The sequence below is a fragment of the Nonomuraea sp. NPDC049695 genome, from assembly GCF_040674955.1.
Classification (GTDB): Bacteria; Actinomycetota; Actinomycetes; order Streptosporangiales; family Streptosporangiaceae; genus Nonomuraea; species Nonomuraea helvata.
Map to the genome: position 1 here is coordinate 229560 of NZ_JBFANV010000001.1, position 18366 is coordinate 247925.

The 18366-nt window shown below is 70.8% G+C and carries 19 protein-coding genes and 1 riboswitch; of the genes, 13 read left to right on the plus strand and 6 right to left on the minus strand.

Annotated features, from left to right (window positions below; genetic code table 11):
• Nucleotides 1–28: 28 nt before the first annotated feature.
• Nucleotides 29–1603: an FAD-binding oxidoreductase gene (locus tag AB0J64_RS00985; RefSeq protein ID WP_364019195.1), complete on the minus strand. Its 1575-nt coding sequence runs from the start codon at nt 1601–1603 to the stop codon at nt 29–31.
• Nucleotides 1604–1634: 31 nt separating this feature from the next.
• Here AB0J64_RS00985 and AB0J64_RS00990 point away from each other — a divergent pair, with 31 nt between their 5' ends.
• The 9 genes from AB0J64_RS00990 to glyA all read left to right on the plus strand — a co-directional run bounded on the left by AB0J64_RS00990 (nt 1635) and on the right by glyA (nt 10490).
• Complete coding sequence (locus AB0J64_RS00990) at nt 1635–2144, plus strand: helix-turn-helix domain-containing protein (protein ID WP_364018650.1); 510 nt, start codon at nt 1635–1637, stop codon at nt 2142–2144.
• Nucleotides 2145–2186: 42 nt separating this feature from the next.
• Nucleotides 2187–3683 carry a glycerol-3-phosphate dehydrogenase/oxidase gene (locus AB0J64_RS00995; protein ID WP_364018652.1) on the plus strand — a complete coding sequence of 499 codons (1497 nt, stop codon included), beginning with the start codon at nt 2187–2189 and terminating at the stop codon, nt 3681–3683.
• Between the two features lie 111 nt (nt 3684–3794).
• Entirely contained in the window at nt 3795–4655 is an 861-nt protein-coding gene (locus AB0J64_RS01000; RefSeq protein WP_364018654.1) for a sucrase ferredoxin, read from the plus strand.
• Nucleotides 4656–4755: 100 nt separating this feature from the next.
• Nucleotides 4756–5067, plus strand: a complete 312-nt coding sequence (locus tag AB0J64_RS01005; RefSeq protein ID WP_080036407.1) for a WhiB family transcriptional regulator — start codon at nt 4756–4758, stop codon at nt 5065–5067.
• Nucleotides 5068–5489: 422 nt separating this feature from the next.
• The gene (locus tag AB0J64_RS01010) at nt 5490–6254 is read left to right on the plus strand and encodes a TIGR03084 family metal-binding protein (protein ID WP_364019198.1); all 765 of its coding nucleotides are present in this window, start codon (nt 5490–5492) and stop codon (nt 6252–6254) included.
• A 54-nt stretch (nt 6255–6308) separates the two neighbouring features.
• Nucleotides 6309–6683: a YccF domain-containing protein gene (locus AB0J64_RS01015; protein WP_364018656.1), complete on the plus strand. Its 375-nt coding sequence runs from the start codon at nt 6309–6311 to the stop codon at nt 6681–6683.
• A 128-nt stretch (nt 6684–6811) separates the two neighbouring features.
• Complete coding sequence (locus AB0J64_RS01020; RefSeq protein ID WP_364018658.1) at nt 6812–7672, plus strand: YihY/virulence factor BrkB family protein; 861 nt, start codon at nt 6812–6814, stop codon at nt 7670–7672.
• 12 nt (nt 7673–7684) lie between these two features.
• A complete protein-coding gene (locus tag AB0J64_RS01025; RefSeq protein WP_364018660.1) occupies nt 7685–9082 on the plus strand; it encodes a serine/threonine-protein kinase in 1398 nt (465 codons plus the stop codon).
• A 49-nt stretch (nt 9083–9131) separates the two neighbouring features.
• Nucleotides 9132–9214, plus strand: a riboswitch (ZMP/ZTP riboswitch).
• 25 nt (nt 9215–9239) lie between these two features.
• Complete coding sequence (glyA, locus tag AB0J64_RS01030) at nt 9240–10490, plus strand: serine hydroxymethyltransferase (RefSeq protein ID WP_364018662.1); 1251 nt, start codon at nt 9240–9242, stop codon at nt 10488–10490.
• Nucleotides 10491–10913: 423 nt separating this feature from the next.
• On the opposite strand, the gene AB0J64_RS01035 is transcribed toward glyA, so the two are convergent.
• The 3 genes from AB0J64_RS01035 to AB0J64_RS01045 form a co-directional block, all read right to left on the minus strand.
• Nucleotides 10914–12197 carry a CHRD domain-containing protein gene (locus tag AB0J64_RS01035; protein WP_364018663.1) on the minus strand — a complete coding sequence of 428 codons (1284 nt, stop codon included), beginning with the start codon at nt 12195–12197 and terminating at the stop codon, nt 10914–10916.
• Between the two features lie 162 nt (nt 12198–12359).
• Nucleotides 12360–13070, minus strand: coding sequence for a zf-HC2 domain-containing protein (locus AB0J64_RS01040; RefSeq protein WP_364018664.1), 711 nt, complete (start codon nt 13068–13070; stop codon nt 12360–12362).
• Complete coding sequence (locus AB0J64_RS01045; RefSeq protein WP_364018665.1) at nt 13067–13576, minus strand: sigma-70 family RNA polymerase sigma factor; 510 nt, start codon at nt 13574–13576, stop codon at nt 13067–13069. The genes AB0J64_RS01040 and AB0J64_RS01045 overlap by 4 nt, the downstream gene beginning before the upstream one ends.
• A gap of 338 nt (nt 13577–13914) precedes the next feature.
• Between AB0J64_RS01045 and rsgA the strand changes: the two genes are divergently transcribed.
• Both rsgA and AB0J64_RS01055 read left to right on the plus strand, forming a co-directional pair.
• Complete coding sequence (gene rsgA / locus AB0J64_RS01050) at nt 13915–15012, plus strand: ribosome small subunit-dependent GTPase A (protein ID WP_364018666.1); 1098 nt, start codon at nt 13915–13917, stop codon at nt 15010–15012.
• Nucleotides 15013–15152: 140 nt separating this feature from the next.
• A complete protein-coding gene (locus AB0J64_RS01055; RefSeq protein WP_364018667.1) occupies nt 15153–15785 on the plus strand; it encodes a phosphoribosyltransferase family protein in 633 nt (210 codons plus the stop codon).
• Between the two features lie 11 nt (nt 15786–15796).
• On the opposite strand, the gene AB0J64_RS01060 is transcribed toward AB0J64_RS01055, so the two are convergent.
• A complete protein-coding gene (locus tag AB0J64_RS01060; protein WP_364018668.1) occupies nt 15797–16198 on the minus strand; it encodes an ATP-binding protein in 402 nt (133 codons plus the stop codon).
• A 201-nt stretch (nt 16199–16399) separates the two neighbouring features.
• Between AB0J64_RS01060 and AB0J64_RS01065 the strand changes: the two genes are divergently transcribed.
• Nucleotides 16400–17281, plus strand: coding sequence for a helix-turn-helix transcriptional regulator (locus AB0J64_RS01065; RefSeq protein WP_364018669.1), 882 nt, complete (start codon nt 16400–16402; stop codon nt 17279–17281).
• Between the two features lie 133 nt (nt 17282–17414).
• The gene (locus AB0J64_RS01070) at nt 17415–17648 is read left to right on the plus strand and encodes a DUF397 domain-containing protein (protein ID WP_127935054.1); all 234 of its coding nucleotides are present in this window, start codon (nt 17415–17417) and stop codon (nt 17646–17648) included.
• Nucleotides 17649–17668: 20 nt separating this feature from the next.
• On the opposite strand, the gene AB0J64_RS01075 is transcribed toward AB0J64_RS01070, so the two are convergent.
• Nucleotides 17669–18310: a maleylpyruvate isomerase N-terminal domain-containing protein gene (locus tag AB0J64_RS01075; protein ID WP_364018670.1), complete on the minus strand. Its 642-nt coding sequence runs from the start codon at nt 18308–18310 to the stop codon at nt 17669–17671.
• Nucleotides 18311–18366: the final 56 nt, after the last annotated feature.

The window sequence follows — 18366 nt, forward strand, 5'->3', positions numbered from 1 at the left end:
AAGTGCGCGGGAACGCGGGTGGCGGCCGTCAGGCGGGCGAGCCGTCCGGCGGGACGAGGACGCCGGGGTTGAGTATCCCGGCCGGGTCGAGCCGGCTCTTGACCGCCTGCAGCACGCTCACCCCCACGGGCCCCAGCTCGGCCGCGTAGGCGTCCCGGTGCTCGCGCCCGACCCCGTGATGGTGCGTGATCGTGCCCCCCGCCTCGACGATGGCCGCGTTCGCCGCCGCCTTGGCCCGCTCCCACTGCGCCACGGGGTCGCCCTCCTGCGCGGTGACGACGGTGAAGTAGAGCGACGCGCCGGTCTCGTACACGTGGGAGATGTGACACATGACCAGCGGTGAGCCGAGCGCGCCCGCCAGGGCCAGCCGGACCGCGTCGTAGAGCCGCGGCAGGTTCGCCCAGAACCCGGCGGTCTCCAGCGTCTCGACCGTGGCCCCGGCGGCGAGCAGCGAGTCACGCAGGTACGGGGCGGAGAAGCGGCCGTGCTCCCACGCCTCGCCCGGCTCCGCGCCCAGGGGCTCGCCGCCCGCCCGCTCCAGGACGGCCGAGGCCGCCGCCTGCCGCTCCGTCACGGAAGCGCCTTCGTAGCCTGCGATCAGCAGGCAGCCCGAGCCGCCGGAGCCGATCGCCTCCGGCTTGGCCAGGCCGATCATGGTCTCGGTCTCGTCCGACAGCCGCAGCACGGTGGGGAGCGGCCCTTCCTGGGCGAGCGCGCGTACGGCCGCCGATCCCTCCGCGAACGTCCCGAACCGCCATCCTTCGTACCGGCGCTCGGCGGGAGCCCGCCGCACCCGCAGCCTGAGCGACGTGATCACGCCGAAGGCGCCCTCGGAGCCGAGCACGAGCTGCCGCAGATCGGGCCCGGCCGCCGACTTGGGGGCGCGCCCGAGGTCCAGGGTGCCGGACGGCGTGGCCACCGTGAGGCCGACGACCATGTCGTCGAAGCGCCCGTACCCCGCCGAGGCCTGGCCGCTGGAGCGGGCCGCGGCGAAGCCGCCGAGCGTGGCGTACTCGAAGGACTGGGGGAAGTGCCCCAGCGTCAGCCCGTGTCCGGCCAGCAGCCGCTCGGCCTCGGGCGCCCGTACGCCCGGCTCGAACGTGGCCACGAGCGACTCCAGGTCCACGGCGCGCAGCCGGTCGAGCCGCCCCAGATCGAGCGCGATCACCCCGGCGAAGCCGGAACGCGCGGGCGCGAGCCCGCCGACCACGGAGGTGCCGCCGCCGAAGGGCACCACGGCGACGCGTTCGGCGGAGCAGACCCGCAGCAGCTCGGCCACCTCGTCGTGCGAGCCGGGCAGCACCACCGCGTCGGGGGCGTCGGAGCCGTCCCCGGTGCGCACCCGCAGCAGGTCGGGGGTGGACTTGCCACGGGTGTGGCGTACGCGGGCCTCGTGGGAGGTCAGCACGTGCGCGGAGCCGACGACCTCGGCCAGCGCGCCGAGCAGCGGCTCGGACAGGGCGACCGGCGGCAGGCGCACCGACTCCAGGGCGACGGCGGGAGTGCCGGGCGCGCGCACGCCGAGGAAGTCGCGCAGCAGCCGGCGAACCTGCTCGGGCAGCTCGCGCGCCTTGGCGGGGTCGCCCCAGCCGGACCACAGCATCGGTTCTCCGCACATGCTTACACTGTGACACATGACGTCGAATCGTCACAATGACGGCGTGCTGGACGCGGCGCGCGACTGCGTGCTGGCGTACGGGGTGCGGAGGACGACCCTGACGGACGTGGCACGCAGGGCCGGGGTGTCGCGGATGACGATCTACCGCCGCTGGCCCGACGTGCGCACGCTGGTCGCGGACCTGATGACCAGGGAGTGGGTGCGGGTGGTCGAGGGGCTCGACCTGGCCGACCCGGTGCGCGCGGTCGTCGCCGGGGTCCGCGGGCTGCGCGCGCACCCGTTGTGGCGGAAGATCGTGGAGGCCGATCCCGAGCTGCTCATGCCGTACCTGATCGACCGGCGGGGCGCGAGCCAGGAGGCCGCGCTCGGCGTCCTCGAGCGGGCGGTCGGCGACCCGCGCAAGGCGCGGGCGGTGCTGCTGGTGGCGCAGTCGTTCCTGCTGTCGGCGCCCACGATGCTCGGCCCCGTGACCCTGGACGAGCTCGACGACGAGCTCGCCGCCATGCTGGAGGCCTACCTTGGGTAGCCCGGGTGGAGGCACTTCGGACAGCTCGCGTGGAGGCGCACCTTGGACAGCTCGCTGAACGCCCGCAGACGCTCCCGTGAGCTCCGCGAGGTCGCGGAGGAACGGCTGGACGTCCTGGTGGTGGGGCTCGGCGCGACCGGCGCGGGCGCCGCGCTCGACGCCGCCTCCCGGGGGTTGAGCGTAGCGGCGATCGACGCGCACGACCTGGCTTTCGGGACGTCCAGGTGGAGCTCCAAGATGATCCACGGCGGCCTGCGCTACCTGGCCAAGGGGCAGGTGGACGTGGCCTACGAGAGCGCGGTCGAGCGCGGCATCCTGCTCCGCACCACGGCTCCGCACCTGGTCGCGGCGCACCCGTACCTGCTGCCGCTCACGAAGGCGGTCTCGCGGCAGCAGGCGGCGCTGGTGATGAGCGGCTACCGGCTCGGCGACAGCCTGCGGGCCGCCGCGCGCACGCCGCGCCGGCTGCTGCCAGGACCCACGCGGCTGAGCGCGGCCCGCACCCGCACGCTGGCGCCCGTGCTCGACGGCGACGGCCTGCGCGGCGCGCTGCTGTCGTGGGACGGCCGGCTGCTCGACGACGCCCGCCTGGTGGTGGCCATCGCCAGGACGGCCGCCGCGCAGGGCGCCCGCGTGCTGACCCGCTGCCGCGCGCTGCGGCTGACGGACCGGGGCGCGCTGGTACGCGACGAGCTGACCGGCGAGGAGTTCGACGTCCGCGCCACGACGGTGATCAACGCGGCCGGGGTGTGGGCGGGCACGCTGGACCCCGAGGTGAAGCTGCGGCCGTCCCGTGGCACCCACCTCGTGCTGGCGCCCGGCACGCTCCCCGGGCTGATCGCCGGCATGCACGTGCCCATTCCCGGAGAGACCAGCCGATTCGCGCTCGTACTCCCCCAGCGCGACGGCCGCGTCCACGTCGGCCTCACGGACGAACCGGTGGACGGGCCGGTGCCCGACGTTCCCGAAGCGCCCGAGGAGGACGTCAGAACGCTCCTGGAGGTGCTGAACGGCGTTCTTGAGACTCGGGTGACCAGAGAGGCGGTCGCGGGCGCGTACGCGGGCCTCAGGCCCCTCCTGGCGGCCGACGGTCGCACGGCGGACATCTCCCGCAGGCACGCGGTTCTGTCGCACGACGGGGTCGTCACGGTCGTCGGGGGCAAGCTGACGACATATCGGCGCATGGCCGAGGACGCGGTGGATCGAGCGGTCTCGTCCGCGAAGCTGCCGGCCGGGCGGTGCCGTACGAGGAAGATCCCGCTCGTGGGGGCGGGAGCGCGGCCGTCAGGGGTGCCGCACCGGCTGGCCGAGCGGTACGGCAGCGAGGCCGAGGCCGTGCACGAACTCGTCAAGGCGCACCCGGAGGAGGCCGGGCTCGGCGTCACCGAGGGCGAGCTGATCTGGTCGGTCCGGCACGAGGGCGCGCTCGACGAGGGCGACCTGCTGGACAGGAGGACGAGGATCGGCCTGGTCAAGCAGGACAGGGACCGCGCGCTTGCGGCGGCACGGGCGGCTCTGGACCGGATGGGCCGCCTCTGACCCCTCCAATCCGTTAGGTTAGTCTTACCTAATTCGGATCGGGAGGGGGATCGGGCGTTGGCGAGGGGCTGCGAGCATCCGGCGGGGTGCCACACCGGGAGGTTTCCCACGTTGGCCAGCGCCACCGTGGGAGCCAGGCTCTGGCTGCTCGTCGAGTACACCGGCGCCTGGCCGTCACACCTGGAAAGCTTCGAACTTCCTGAAAGAATCTCCGAACTCGTCCGCCGGGCGCTCGAACGCGGTATCAGGCCCCAGCTGATCCGCCGCCCGGGCAAGCGGACCCGCCCGGGGGAGCAGGGAATCCGTGTGCTATTGGCGTACGCGGTTGGAGAACGTCCCTGGTTGGCGAGCGGTGTCGTCGCAGGTCCTGACGATCTTGACCTGGACTCGTTCGTGGCGGGAGTGGTCCCGGAGTCCTGCATACTTGAAGTCGAGCCGGTATTTCTGGTCTGCACGCACGCCAAGCGCAATGCGTGCTGCGCCCGCATTGGACTACCCCTCGCTCGGTCGCTGGCCGATTCGCTGCCGGACAGAGTATGGGAAACGTCACACGTTGGCGGCGATCGCTACGCCGCCAACCTCGTGTGCTTGCCACACGGAATTTTCTACGGCAGCATGTCTCAGGCTGCTGCACTGGCAGCGGCTAACGCGTACCGGTCGGGCGAGATCATTCTCGACCGCTACCGGGGACGCGCAGGCATCCCTGAGCCATTGCAAGCCGTGGAGCACTTCGCCCGAGCCCATACGGGAGAGTGCGCCGTCGGCGCGGTGGCCGTGGAATCCTCCAGGTCGGACGGTGACGTCACCGAAGCCATTGTGCGCTGCGGCGACGTCCGGTTCCAGGTTGTGGTTGAGCCATCGGCGTTCACAGCGCCGTGTGGTACGGCTTGCGCCGAGACGATCACCACCTACCGGCTGGTTTCGCTGGACAGGCTCACGCCTGTGCGGTATGCCACGCCCGCTCTTGCCTGAACAGGGAACATCGCGGCCCTACCTTGCGTTGGAACAGTGACGCCAAAAGCGTCCAATGCGGCTCAATTACCGAAATACCTCTCACGAAGGTGGTTTTCTCATGTCTCAGGTACGTCGGCAGCTCGCCCGCCCGCGCCCCAGCTGGGGTTGGCAGGATGATGCCGCGTGCCGGGGTGAGGACCTCGTGCTCTTCTTCGGCCCCGACGGGGAGCGGCAGCCCGAGCGTGACGTACGTGAGCGGAAGGCCAAGGCGATCTGCGCCCAGTGCCCTGTCCGCAACGAGTGCCTTGACTACGCGCTGTCCCGGCCCGAGAAGTACGGCACGTGGGGCGGTCTCAACGAAGACGAGCGCGCCTCCGAGCGTCGTCGTCGCATGCGCCGCGCGGCCAGCGCCGGCATCTCCGCCGCCTGACACACCCGGCAGCGTCACCATCATCGCGTGATCAAGCAGTTGTCCCGATGAACCAGAGCCTGGCCCTCCATGTCCAGGCTCTGGCGAACCCGGTCGGGACAACTGCCTGATCAGGCGTCACATCCTCACCCCGGACACCGAGCTCTGACGCTCGCACCCTCCACCGCGAGCGTCAGAGCGGCACTCAGCCCTGCCGGAGCCAGTTCACCATCGGCTCCGGCTTCTCCATCTCTGCCTTCTCTGTCACAGACTTCTCTGTCACGGCCTCGTCCGGCTCTCTGCGCGCGTCCGTCTGGTGCTGGCAGTCGCACCAGGAGCCGCCACGGCAGTCCTCGTGACGTTTCTCCTTGCAGCTTTCGCAGATCACGCCTGCATTATTCTCCTAGAACCTTGTTCGGGTTACGCTGGCGCGCGTGGACCTCATGGCCGAGTTACTCGACGATCTGCGTGCCGAGACCGCGTCCTTCGAAGCGCTGCTCCAGCCCCTGCGGGACGCGGACTGGGAGCGGCCCACGCCCGCCGAGGGGTGGGCGATCCGCGACCAGGTGAGCCATCTGGCCTGGTTCGACGACGCCGCCGCCCTGGCGGCCACCGACCCCGGCGCTTATGAGGCGTCGCTCAAGGACTTCCGCTCCGTGGACGACGTCGCACTCGAGTCCCGCGGGATCTCTCCGGGCGAGCTGCGCGAGTGGTTCCGGGCGGCGCGCTCCCGGAGCCTGGAGGTCTTCGCCACGCTGGACGCCCGTGAACGGGTGCCGTGGTTCGGGCCCGCGATGTCGGCCGCGTCGTTCGTGACGGCGCGGCTGATGGAGACGTGGGCGCACGGCCAGGACGTGGCCGACGCGCTCGGCGTCACCAGGGAGCCCACGGCCCGGCTGCGGCACGTGGCCATGATGGGGTTCCGCGCCCGCCCCTACAGCTTCGCCGTACGCGGCCGCCCCGTGCCGGCCGACCCCGTACGCGCCGAGCTGACCATGCCCGACGGGAACCGGTGGACGGCGGGGCCCGACGACGCGGACAGCACCGTGCGCGGTCCGATCCTTGACTTCTGCCTGGCCGTCACCCAGCGCGTCCACCTGTCCGACACCGCGCTCGAGCTGACGGGCGAGCCCGCGCGGGCCTGGATGGAGATCGCCCAGGCGTTCGCCGGGCCCCCTGGGAAGGGCAGGGAGCCCAGGTCAGGGTGAAGTCAGGGACTTGCCGGATGACGCGTACGACGCACGCGATGACATGCTGTGCACATGCGCACAATCCTGAACGTCATCTGGCTGGTCTTCGCGGGGCTCTGGCTGGCCATCGGGTACGCGGTGGCCGGGATCATCTGCTGCATCCTGATTGTCACGATCCCGTTCGGCATCGCCTCGTTCCGGATCGCCGCGTACGCGCTGTGGCCGTTCGGCAGGACCGTGGTGCGCGACCCGGACGCGGGCGCGTTCTCCTTGATCGGGAACGTCATCTGGTGCGTGGTGGCCGGCGTCTGGCTGGCCATCGGTCACGTCGTCACCTCGATCCCGCTGTTCCTGTCGATCATCGGCATCCCGATGGGCGTCGCGAACCTCAAACTCATCCCGGTTTCCCTGCTCCCGCTGGGTGCGCGCATCGTCGATAACGACTAGGGCAGTTCCCCGACGTAAGCTGTGCCGAAGAGTCACTGCGAATACCGTTGGGTGCCATGACGTCCACCGATGCGCCTTCCCGGCCGAAAAGGGGACTCGTCTCAAACGCCCGCGCTCGGCTGAGCTGGGTGCTCGACACGAAGTCGTGGGCGATCGTCCGCGCGGCGACGAACGCGGGCGTCGCCTACCGGGTGACCGGCCTGGCCGGCGAGGCGGCGTTCTTCGCGCTGCTGTCGCTGCCGCCGTTCGTGCTGGGCCTCATCGGTGTGCTGGCCAAGCTCGGCACCTGGCTGGGCTCCACCGTGGTCGGGCAGGTCAAGACGTGGGTGATCGACCAGGCGGGGCTGCTGTTCACCGACGAGGCCGTCAACAAGGTGATCAACCCTCTCATCACCGACGTGCTCAGCGACGACGCGGGCAAGGTGTCGATCATCTCGCTGGGCTTCCTGCTGTCGCTCTGGTCCGGCTCCAGAGCGCTCTACGTGTACGTGGACCTCATCTCCGTGGCCTACGGGCTGGGCGAGGAGCGCGGCATCATCCGCACCAGGCTGATGTCCTTCGGCCTCTACATCGTCGGCCTGATCATCGGCATCATCGTCATGCCGATCCTGGTCATCGGCCCGACCCTGCTCAAGGACGCCCTGCCGGCCCAGTACGGCGGCCTCATCGACATCCTCTACTGGCCGGTCGTGATCATCGGCTCGGTGCTGTTCCTGACCGTGCTCTACCACGTCAGCGTGCCGGTGCGGACGAAGTGGTACCGGGAGCTGCCCGGCGCGATCCTGGCGCTGATCCTGTGGATCGTGTGCGCGGCGGTGCTGCGGGCCGTGCTGGCCGCGTGGTTCTCCCCCGTCTCCGTCTACGGCTCGCTGGCCGCGCCCATCGCCCTGCTGCTCTGGCTCTACATCACCGCGCTGGCCGTGCTCATCGGGGCGATCCTGAACGCCGAGGTCGACCGGCTCTGGCCGGGTGTGAGCCGGACCAAATAGAGTCGTCCCGATATGGAGGTGCAGCAGAGAGTCGGGCCCTACACGCTCGTGCGCAAGCTCGGCGAGGGCGGCATGGGCTTCGTCTACCTCGCGCAGGACGGCGCGGGCCGGCGGGTCGCGCTGAAGACGATGCGGCCGGAGCTGGCCGCGCGTGAGGAGTTCAGGCGGAGGTTCGGCAAGGAGGCCGAGGCCGCCAGGCGGGTCGCGAGGTTCTGCACCGCGCCCGTGCTGGACGCCGGGTTCGACGCCGGCACCGCGTACCTCGTCACCGAGTATGTCGAGGGCCCCGACCTGTCCGCCGTGGTCAGGCTGGCGCCGCTGACCGGCTCCAACCTGGAGGCGCTGGCCGTCGGAGTGGCGACCGCGCTGGCCGCCATCCACCAGGCCGGGGTCGTCCACCGCGATCTCAAGCCGTCGAACGTGCTGCTCAGCCCGGTCGGACCGCGGGTCATCGACTTCGGCATCGCCCAGCTCGCCGACGCCGCGGGCGCGCTGCCCACGGTGGCGCAGAGCATGGGCACGCCCGCCTACATGTCGCCCGAGCAGGCCAAGGGCGAGCAGGTGACTCCGGCCAGCGACATTTTCTCGTGGGGCGCGCTGGTGGCCTACGCGGGCACGGGCAGGCCGCCGTTCGGCACCGGCGGGGTCGCGGAGGTGGTCTACCGGGTGATCAACCACGCGCCCGTGCTCGACGGCCTCGACGAGGGCATCAGGCCGCTGGTGGAGCGGGCGCTGGACAAGGACCCGGCCCGGCGGCCGACCGCGCAGCAGCTCATGGACCGGCTGCTCGGCCGCACCGAGGTGGCGGTGGACGCGGCCACCAGAGTGGTCTCCGACACCTGGACGCCGATCGTCCTCGCACCCGCCGCGTCCCCGCCTTCCCCGCCTGCTCCGAAGCCCGTGAAGCGGAGCGTGTGGCTGCCCGTCATCGTCGGAGTGCTGGCCGCGGTGCTCGGTGTCGCTGTCACGCTCGTCGTCGTGCGACCGTGGGAGTCGTCCGCATATGAGGCGGGCACGCCGTCCGCGCGCGCCACGGTCGAGTCCGACGGCAGCACGATGAGCGTCCAGATCGACTCCCTGACCCGGCAGGGCGAGACGGTACGCCTGCAGTGGACGGTCAAGAACACCGGCAGCAAGAACGCACCCGTCTACAACAAGTTCGGCGGCGCCACCCTCGACTTCACCGTGTCACGGGTGAACCTCATCCCGCCCGGTGTGGGGAAGCCCATCTACCCCGCGTGGAAGAACGGTGCCTGCCAGTGCACCAACCTGCCGGCCGCGCCGTTCGACGGGGGCGACCAGATCCGGATGTACGCGATCTTCGAGGGCGTGCCGCAGGACGTCGACCGGGTCGACGTCGATCTCGTGCTGCTCGGCGTCATCAGGAACGTGGCCGTCTCCTCGTCGTGACACGGCTGCTCAGCGGGGGAACGGGCCGCTAGCGCATCCGCTATCGTCTAGGACGTGACGCGACTGGCGCATTGGGTGGGATCGACCACCAGGGAGCGAAAGGAGCGGAGGCCGTGCGCCTGGGTCTTCGCACATCGTCAATGATGACAGGAGAGTCATGAGTTCTCTCGCTAGCGTCGACCCGCAGATCGCCGAGCTCGTCAAAGCGGAGGAGCGGCGTCAGGCCGACACCGTCAAGCTCATCCCGTCAGAGAACTACGTGTCCAAGGCCGTGCTGGAGGCCACCGGCACCGTCCTGACGAACAAGTACTCCGAAGGCTACGCGAACAAGCGTTACTACGAGGGCCAGCAGGTCATCGACCAGATCGAGGTCCTGGCCATCGAGCGGGCCAAGTCGCTGTTCGGCGTCAACCACGCCAACGTCCAGCCCTACTCCGGCTCGCCCGCCAACCTCGCCATCTACCTGGCCTTCATGCAGCCGGGCGACACCTTCATGGGCATGAACCTGCCCTCCGGCGGCCACCTGACCCACGGCTCGCCCGTGTCGATCACCGGCAAGTGGTTCAAGCCCGTCTCCTACAACGTGCGCAAGGAGACCGGCCGCGTCGACATGGACCAGGTCCGCGAGCTCGCCCTGGAGCACCGGCCGAAGGTGATCTTCTGCGGCGGCACGGCGATCCCGCGCACCATCGACTTCCCCGCCTTCGCCGAGATCGCCCGCGAGGTCGGCGCGATCCTGGCGGCCGACATCGCCCACATCGCGGGCCTGGTGGCGGGTGGCGCCCACCCCTCGCCCGTCGGCCACGCCGACGTCATCTCCACCACCACGCACAAGACGCTGCGCGGCCCCCGCGGCGCGATGCTCATGGCCGACGACGACGACAAGGCCACCGCGCTCAACAAGGCGGTCTTCCCCGGTCTGCAGGGCGGCCCGCACAACCACACCACCGCGGCCATCGCGGTGGCGCTGCACGAGGCCGCGCAGCCCGAGTTCAAGGCCTACGCCCACCAGGTGGTCGCCAACGCCAAGGCGCTGGCAGAAGAGCTCAACAGCCGCGGCTTCGACCTGGTCTCCGGTGGCACCGACAACCACCTGATCCTCATCGACCTGACCTCCAAGGGCGTCGCGGGCAAGCCCGCCGCCAAGGCGCTCGACCGGGCCGGTCTGGAGACCAACTACAACACGGTCCCGTTCGACCCGCGTAAGCCCTTCGACCCGTCCGGCATCCGCATCGGCACGCCGTCCGTCACCTCCCGCGGGATGGGCGAGGCGGAGATGCGGCAGATCGGCGCCTGGATGGACGAGGTCGTCGGCGCCCTCGCCAAGGGCGACGCCGAGGACGTCATCACGCGCGTCCACCGCGAGGTCAGCGAGCTCACGGCCCAGTTCCCGGCCCCGGGCCTGTAATTCTCCCGTGCGGCGGCGCCGAGTGGGCGCCGCCCACGGCAGGGGGCTCACGGCCGCCAAAGTGACGCCCGTTTGACCCGCGCCAGAGTCGGCCGCCGTCACGGCGCGCTCAGGGCCGTCACCGTGGTGAGCCGCCCTTGATCGTCGCCATCCATTGCGGCTGGGCTCCCCCAATGTATTCCGCCCTGTGGCGGAAGCGCAGGGGAACGCCGCGCCACACGGGCTCCGGACGCACGGGAACGCCCCGCCGCACGGGCTCCGGGTGCGGCGGGGCGTTCTGGGCGAGCGGGGCGGGCCGGAGTGCCTCGCTCGCGGTGGCCGGCCGGCGGTCCGGGGGACGTGGACCGGGGCCGACCGGGGAAGGCCTGCCGGGGGACGGGACCGAATCGTCACCTCGGAAGCCGGAAGCCAGAGGATCGAGCCTCAGCCGAGGAAGAGGTAGTCCGCCCCGTACGGGACCTTGGCCTCAGAGCCGGGCGAGCAGGAGCCGGTCGGCGCGACGCCGCCCGTGGTGTTGAGGCGCAGGATCTGCGTGGCGTGCGCGAGCAGCCCGCTCTCCTTGCCCGCCTGGGTGGCGTCGAGCACGAGTTCGGGGATGTTGCCGTCGCCGTTGGGCGTCTTGGTGACGACCGAGCCGCGCACCGCGCTGCCGTCTGGAGCGATCCACTGCGGCGGGCCGGCGGCGGGCGTCACGAAGGAGTGGTCGATCCCGCGCCGCAGCTTGGCCGAAACGCCGAGCTGGGTGAAGGCGTACCCGCCCGACGGCTGTGCCGTGCAGGAGTAGATCTGCGCGCCGCGCAGCACCTCGGCGGTGAGCGCGCGCGGGTGGGTGAACGGCCGGTCGGACAGCTGGCCCCGTACGGCGCCGCCGTCGAAGTCGAGCGTGTGCAGGTTCGAGTAGTAGCGGTCGGGGTGCGCGGCGATGCGCTTGACCACCGCGGCGGCAAGCGGCGTCTCACCGGCGACGCCGGTCACGTTCTCGGGCAGGGCGCCCGCGAACAGGTCCGCGACCACGGGCCCGTTCCTGCCGGTCACGCCCTTGTGCAGGTGGCCGTTGGCCACTTGGCCGAGGCCCGACCAGAAGGCGGTGTAGGCGATGGACGAGCCGTTCGGGCGCAGCCACCAGACGGCCTGGCCGTCCTGGTCGCCGCGCTTCTTGCCGTCGTTCTCCGGCACCTCCTGCGCCCCGTCGGCGCGCGCGGAGAGCGTGGCCTGGTTGCTGCCCTGAAGGACGCCGTTGAGGTCGATCGGCCTGTTCAGCCGGTGGAACTGGCCGCGTACGGCGCCCTTGGGGTGCGCGGCGTCGTGCAGGTTGGCGTAGAAGCCGCCAGGGTTGTCGATGAGCGACGTGACGAGCTCGTTGTCGGCCTTGACGGTGCCGGTGACGCCGAGGACGGTCGCGGGCAGCGGCTTGGTGAAGAACTCGAGCTTGACGTCGCCGTTCGCGCCCTTGGCGCCCAGGTGGACGTGGCCGGCGGTAGGCGTGTCGATCTTGTTCCAGCGGATCGCGTACGTGACCTCGTTCCCGCTGATTCTGAGCACGACCGTCGAGCGGCCGTCGGCGTCACCCTTGATCCCCACCTCGTTCGCGCCGCGCAGGCCGGCCGCGAGATACACGTCGTCACCGGAGGCGTGGGCAGGCGCGGGAGCGGCGAGCAGGGCGGCGGCGAGCAGGGTGCCGGGAATTCCGAACTTTCGGATGAACATGGCTAAACCTCTTAAAGGGTTTGATATTCCGGTCGGTACGGCAGGCAGTACGCGGCCGGAACCCACGGAGGTTCAACCCAGGAATCCGTAAATTTACACACAAGGGCGGAGGCATGAAAAAGCCCTCCCACCAGCGGCGGGAGGGCTCGGCACGCCTGTCGGTCAGACGTTCACGGTGAGCAGCTTCTTACCTGTCGTGGTGACCACCTCGAAGTGGTCGATGTCCTTCAGCGGCGTCGCGCTGCCGCCGTGCATGTAGAGCGGATCGGGCGAACCCGGCACTCCGTACCCGGCTGGAGGTACGGACCACCCGGTCATGACCCGCCGCTCGCCCGACTTGCCGACCGAGACCAGCTCGCACTCGAGCGGCCCTTTCACCCCGGCCAGCTTGAGCGCCGCGTGCGTGCCCCAGGCCTTGGACTCGACCACCAGCCCGCCGGTCACCCCGTCGACGCCCTTCCCCTCGATGGGGACGCCGTCGGCGTAGAACTGCTCGGCGGGCCCCAGATGGTTGGCGTGGCCCTGTGCGATCTGCGGCGCGGCCTCCCCGTTGAGCTGCGTGCCGACCGTCAGCCCGCCGGCGACCAGCGTGACCGCCGCCGCCATCCCGATCACGAACGTCCCCCTGCGCGTCCGCCGGTCGGCCGCCTTCTTGCGCTGGAGCAGGTCGATCACCGGCTCGGGGGACGGCACGTCGTACTCCTCCACCGGGCCGATCCCGCTCAGCACGCTCGCCATGCCGGACAGATCGGACAGCTCGGAGCGGCAGGGCGCGCAGCCGAGGAGGTGGGCCTCGAAGGCCTGCCTGTCGTCCTCCTCCAGCAGGCCGAGCGCGTACGCGCCCACGTCCGTGTGCTCGACTCTCGAAGTCACGCCGTCACCCCCCTCTCCTCCAGTGCGATCCGCAGCGCGCGAACGGCGTAGTAGACCCGGGATTTCACGGTGCCGACCGGGATGCCGAGCGCCTCGGCGGCGTCGTTCACGGACCGGTCCCGCAGGATCGTCTCGTTGAGGATCTCGCGATGTGCCGGTGACAACGCCTTCAGCGCCTCTGACACGACCACCTGGTGCAGCAGTCCCTCCATCTCGTCAGGCACGGGCAGGCTCGCCAGCGGCCCGTCGCCCGACTCCTGAGGGCGGGCGTCCCGGCGCCGCCGGTCATCGATCACGATACGTCTGGCGACCGTCGCCAGCCAGGGCATCAGCGAGACAGACTCGGGATCGAGCTGCTCCGCACTGCGCCAGGCCCGGATCATGGTCTCCTGCACCACGTCTTCCGCCCACTGCCGATCGCCCGCCGTCAACCTGATCACGAAGGCCAGGAGCGGCCTGTGATATTCCCGGTAGAGCGCGGACACTGCCGCCTCGTCGTTTGGCACCCCGTCATCCGGCCGCACGCGGCGGATCCAGTGTCGAAAGCCCGGTCTGCCCATGGGGGCGGCTCCCTCGGCCGAGGGCGGGGGATACGTGCTGGTGTGCATCATTCCCCTTTCTCGCGTCCGTCGGCAGGTGGTACGGCCGGCGGCCCTGGCACGGTTCAACAAATCGCGATACGTAATCCGATTGCGTCCTCGCGGACAGGGTGCGTAGAGTCGCTGCGAGAACTGATCGAGGAGGTGAGGACCATGCGGGTTGTCCTGTTCACCGTGCCGTCCACTCACTTCCGGGGGCTCCGCTGAGCCGCCCGGCTCCTTCTCGACCAAAGGGTTTCACTCAGTTGTCTTACGATCTTTCTCTGCTCGGCTGGACCGACCTGCGCGCCGCCGAGCTGCCCGCTGACACCGTCCCCGCCCGCGTGGCCCGCGTCGACCGCGGCGCCGCCGAGGTGATCGCGGCGGACGGTCAGCATCACGTCAAGTACGGCGCCCGCGTCCGCAGGGCGTCGGCCGCCGACCCCGTCGCGCTGCCCTGCGTCGGCGACTGGGCCGCGCTGCGATGGCTGCCCGAGGGCCGGTACGAGCTCGACGGGGTTCTGCCGCGGACGACCGCGTTCATCAGGGGCGGCGTGAGCCGCGACTCGGTGGGCGGCCTGTCGGGCGACGGCCAGGGCCAGGTGCTCGCCGCGAACGTCGACCTCGTCTTCGTGGCCGAGCCGTCCATGCACTCCACGGACTTCGCCGACCTGGGCCGCATCGAGCGCCTCGTCGCGCTGGCCTGGGAGTCCGGCGGCACGCCCGTCGTGCTCATCACCAAGTCCGACCTGTTCGAGAACGGCCTCGACGAGCTCCTCGACGACGTCCGGGTGGCCGCGCCGGGGGTCGACGTGCACGCGGTCTCGTCCCTGCACGGGGACGGGGTGCCGCTGGTCGCCGACTACCTCGGCGGCTCCCGTACGGCCGTCATCCTCGGCCCGTCGGGCGCCGGCAAGTCCACCCTGGTCAACGCGCTCGCCGGCGACCACGTCATGGTGACCCAGCAGGTACGCGCCGCCGACGGGCGCGGCCGGCACACCACGGTGCACCGGGAGCTCATCCCGCTGCCCGCAGGCGGCCTGATCATCGACACCCCCGGGATCCGGCGCATCGGCCTCTACGACATCGGCGACGGGGTCGACCTGGTCTTCTCCGACATCGAGGCGCTGGCGTCGCGGTGCCGCTTCGGCGACTGCGGGCACTCGAGCGAGCCCGGGTGCGCGGTGCTGGCCGCTCTGGAGAGCGGGGAGCTGCCGGAGCGGCGGCTGGAGAGCTGGCGCAAGCTGCAGCGGGAGGCGGCGTGGATGGCCTCCCGGACGGACGCGCGACTGCGCAAGGAGCAGCAGAGCCGGTGGAAGTTCATCACCAAGGAAATGCGCCGCTCGGGCCGCAGCCGCCCCTGACGGGCGTCACCACGGTGGCCGCCACCTCCCCGCCCCGCGCAGGTGGGCGTCGTGCCGCCCCCGTTTCGGCACGCCGCGTCGGCGAGACGTCGCGCGGCGGAAAGAGGCGAGGAGCGCGTGTGAGCGGGTAGTCACAGGTCATGGAGCGCTTCCGAGACCGGTCCGAGGCGGGGAAGTTGCTCGCCGAGCGGCTGAAGGACGCGCACGACCCCGTCGTGCTCGCCCTGCCCCGCGGTGGGGTCGCGGTGGCCGAGCCCATCGCACGGCGGCTCGACGTCCCCCTCGAGGTCCTCGTGACCAGGAAGATCGGCTATCCGCCCACCCCTGAGCTGGGCGTGGGCGCGATAGCCGAGGGCGGTGAGCCGGTGTTCGACCACACGCTGCTGCGCCGCCTGGGCATGACGCCCGAGTCCGTCGCCGACGTGGTGGAGAGGGAGCGGCGCGAGCTGGCCCGCAGGGTACGCACCTACCGCGGCGACCGGCCGCTGCCCTCGCTCGAAGGGCGGGAGGTGATCGTGGTGGACGACGGCCTGGCCACCGGCGGCACCGCACGGGCCGCGCTCCGGGCGGTGCGCACGGCCGGGCCCGCCAAGGTGACGCTGGCCGTGCCGGTGGGTGCCCGCGAGACCGTCAGCTCCCTGCGGCAGGAGGCCGACGAGGTGGTCGTGCTGCGCACGCCGGTCGACTTCAGGGCGGTCGGCCAGTGGTACGAGCACTTCGACCAGCTCAGCGACGCCGACGTACTCGGGCTCCTGGACAAGGCGAGGAGATGAGGGAAACGGCGTCAGCCGGCGAGTACGGCCCAGACCAGCTTGCGGGCGTCGCCCGGGGACAGCCAGCCCCAGGCGGTGCAGAGGGCGTCCACCAGCCGCAGCCCCCGCCCGAACTCCGAGAACACGTCAGGCGCCGCCGCCACGGGCACCGTGTGGCTGTGGTCGGTCACCACGCACGCCAGCTCGGGCCCGTGCGACAGGAGCCGGAGCTGCGCCGCCCCGCCGCCGTGCCGCATCGCGTTGGTCACCAGCTCCGACACCACGAGCTGAGCGTCGAAGGCCAGCCCCAGCGCGCCCCACGCGGCCAGTGTCTGATCGACGAACCGCCGGGCCGTCGCCACGCAGGCCGGCTCCAGCGCGACGCGTTGATGGAAGGGAAACACCGCGTCGCACTCCCAAGCACGCCCCTCCACGAGGATGGAGAAGAGCCAACCTGGTGGCCGGGAACCGATGGCGGCTTGCGGCCGAGCGTCGAAAGTCGTCATTCTGGCCCCCGAAGCGCGGTCTGGTGATCCAATGCCCATCTTTACGGGGAGTGCTTACCGATGCAAGACTTTTCGTCGTTTACGGATGCGTATCGCATCTGCACGTGCAGATGATCTAGGAGCGGTGCGGTGAGCGCAGAGCGCGCGGAGGGAAAACTTCTCAGCCATTCGCCGGGAAGCCCGACGGTGCTGCGGATCCTGCTCGGAACGCAACTGCGCAGGCTCCGCACGGAGAAGGGTATCTCGCGCGAGGACGCCGGATACTCCATTCGCGCATCTCACGCGAAGATCAGCCGGCTCGAGCTCGGTCAGGTCAGCTTCAAGCAGCGGGACGTGGCCGACCTGCTCACCCTGTACGGCGTCACCGACCCCGCCGAGCGCGACCCGCTGCTCGCCCTGGCCAAGCAGGCCAACGCCCCGGGCTGGTGGCACAAATACGGCGACGTGCTGCCGGCCTGGTTCGAGGTCTACATCGGGCTCGAGGGCGCGGCCTCCAGCATGCGCACGTACGAGAACCAGTTCGTGCCCGGCCTGCTCCAGACGCCCGCCTATGCCAGGGCGGTCATCGAGCTGGCCCACGAGAGGGCCCCGAAGGCCGAGCTCGACCGACGCGTGGCGGTGCGCACCACGAGGCAGAGGCGGCTGGAGAGCGGGCTCACGGTCTGGGCCGTGATCGACGAGGCCGTCGTGCGCCGCACGCTGGGCGGCCCCGAGATCATGCGCGGGCAGATCGCCCACCTCCTCGACCTCACGGCGGAGCGCAACGTCACCGTCCAGATCATGCCGTTCGACCGCGGCGGCCACGCGGCGGCGGGCGGGCCGTTCAGCATCCTGCGCTTCCCCGAGCCCGAGCTGCCCGACGTCGTCTACATGGAGCAGCTGACCAGCGCCCTCTACTTGGACAAGCCCGCCGACTCCGACCACTACATGGAGGTCATGGACCGGCTCAGCATCCAGGCCGAGGAGCCGAAGGAGACCAGGCGCTTCCTGGAAGGCCTGCTTTCCCGATGAGCTGCCGTTTCATGTGAGCCACCCCATACAGGGTTTTTTGGTCATCCGCTATATGGAGATCCACGCGTTACCGTATTGTCTCCTCGCAAACGCGGATGCACGTGCATCCGTAAGATCGTGAGGAGCTGCCCCCATGCATGAGTTCCGGAACGGAACGCCCGCCGGTCGCCTTCCAGTCGTCTGGCGCAAGAGCAAGCGGAGCAACCCCAACGGCAACTGCGTCGAAGTCGCGAACTTGCCCACAGGGGAGATAGCCATGCGTAACTCACGTTTTCCTGAAGGTCCCGCACTGGTCTACACGCAGGCGGAGATCACCGCGTTCGTCCTCGGGGCCAAGGACGGCGAGTTCGACGACCTCATCGTCTGAGGCGCGCGCGGCCGTGACCCCTACGGCCGCGGCGCGCTGTACCAGCGCCATTTGGTGAGGCGCGGGCGGCCGGGAAGCTCGGCGCGCCCGGTGGCCCACAGCAGGGTGGTCCACGGATCCGTGTCACGCGGGGCGTCGGGGAACAGCCGGGCCAGCACCCGCGCGCACATGCCCGCCGGTGGAGCCCAGGCGAGACCGAGGCCCTCGGCCAGGTCGTAGGTGTGCACGAACGTCTCCACGATGCCCATCGCGGCCGAGCCCTCCGCGTCGGCCGCGCCGAAGCCGTGGTGCGCGAGGACCTGCGGCGGCGTCGTGCGTACCATCGCGGACAACAGCGCGCCGCACGCCTCCAGCACCTGCAGCAGCCCGGTGGGACCGGCCTCGCGCTCGGCCTGGATCGTGTTGCCGGGGCCTTCCGGCCTGCGGCGTTCCAGGACGAACGGGACGTAGGTGTCCAGCGGTGGCGTCCTGAGCCCGAGCTGGGCGGCGTAGGCGAACAGGTCGTCCGCGAGGTGCTCGACCGTCTCCCAGCATGTCCACTCCAGTGACCCGGCCTTGCCGTCCCAGGCGCTCTCGGGCGCCTGCCGCAGGGTGGCGACGGCCAGCCGTACGGCCTCGTCGAGGTCTTCTGCGGTCACGGGGGACGGCGCGGCTTCGGGCATGCCCGGCACTCTACCGGCGTCCCCGTGCCAGGAAACACGCGCGGCAGGGTACTGGA

Excerpts from the sequence above, each read along its gene's own strand:
- AB0J64_RS00990 (WP_364018650.1), top strand. The coding sequence starts at position 1,635 with ATGACGTCGAATCGTCACAATGACGGCGTGCTGGACGCGGCGCGCGAC.
- AB0J64_RS01005 (WP_080036407.1), top strand. The coding sequence starts at position 4,756 with ATGTCTCAGGTACGTCGGCAGCTCGCCCGCCCGCGCCCCAGCTGGGGT.
- glyA (WP_364018662.1), top strand. The coding sequence starts at position 9,240 with ATGAGTTCTCTCGCTAGCGTCGACCCGCAGATCGCCGAGCTCGTCAAA.
- AB0J64_RS01025 (WP_364018660.1), top strand. The coding sequence starts at position 7,685 with ATGGAGGTGCAGCAGAGAGTCGGGCCCTACACGCTCGTGCGCAAGCTC.
- AB0J64_RS01035 (WP_364018663.1), bottom strand. The coding sequence starts at position 12,197 with ATGTTCATCCGAAAGTTCGGAATTCCCGGCACCCTGCTCGCCGCCGCC.
- AB0J64_RS01015 (WP_364018656.1), top strand. The coding sequence starts at position 6,309 with ATGCGCACAATCCTGAACGTCATCTGGCTGGTCTTCGCGGGGCTCTGG.
- AB0J64_RS01010 (WP_364019198.1), top strand. The coding sequence starts at position 5,490 with ATGGCCGAGTTACTCGACGATCTGCGTGCCGAGACCGCGTCCTTCGAA.
- AB0J64_RS01075 (WP_364018670.1), bottom strand. The coding sequence starts at position 18,310 with ATGCCCGAAGCCGCGCCGTCCCCCGTGACCGCAGAAGACCTCGACGAG.
- AB0J64_RS00985 (WP_364019195.1), bottom strand. The coding sequence starts at position 1,603 with ATGCTGTGGTCCGGCTGGGGCGACCCCGCCAAGGCGCGCGAGCTGCCC.
- AB0J64_RS01055 (WP_364018667.1), top strand. The coding sequence starts at position 15,153 with ATGGAGCGCTTCCGAGACCGGTCCGAGGCGGGGAAGTTGCTCGCCGAG.
- AB0J64_RS01070 (WP_127935054.1), top strand. The coding sequence starts at position 17,415 with ATGCATGAGTTCCGGAACGGAACGCCCGCCGGTCGCCTTCCAGTCGTC.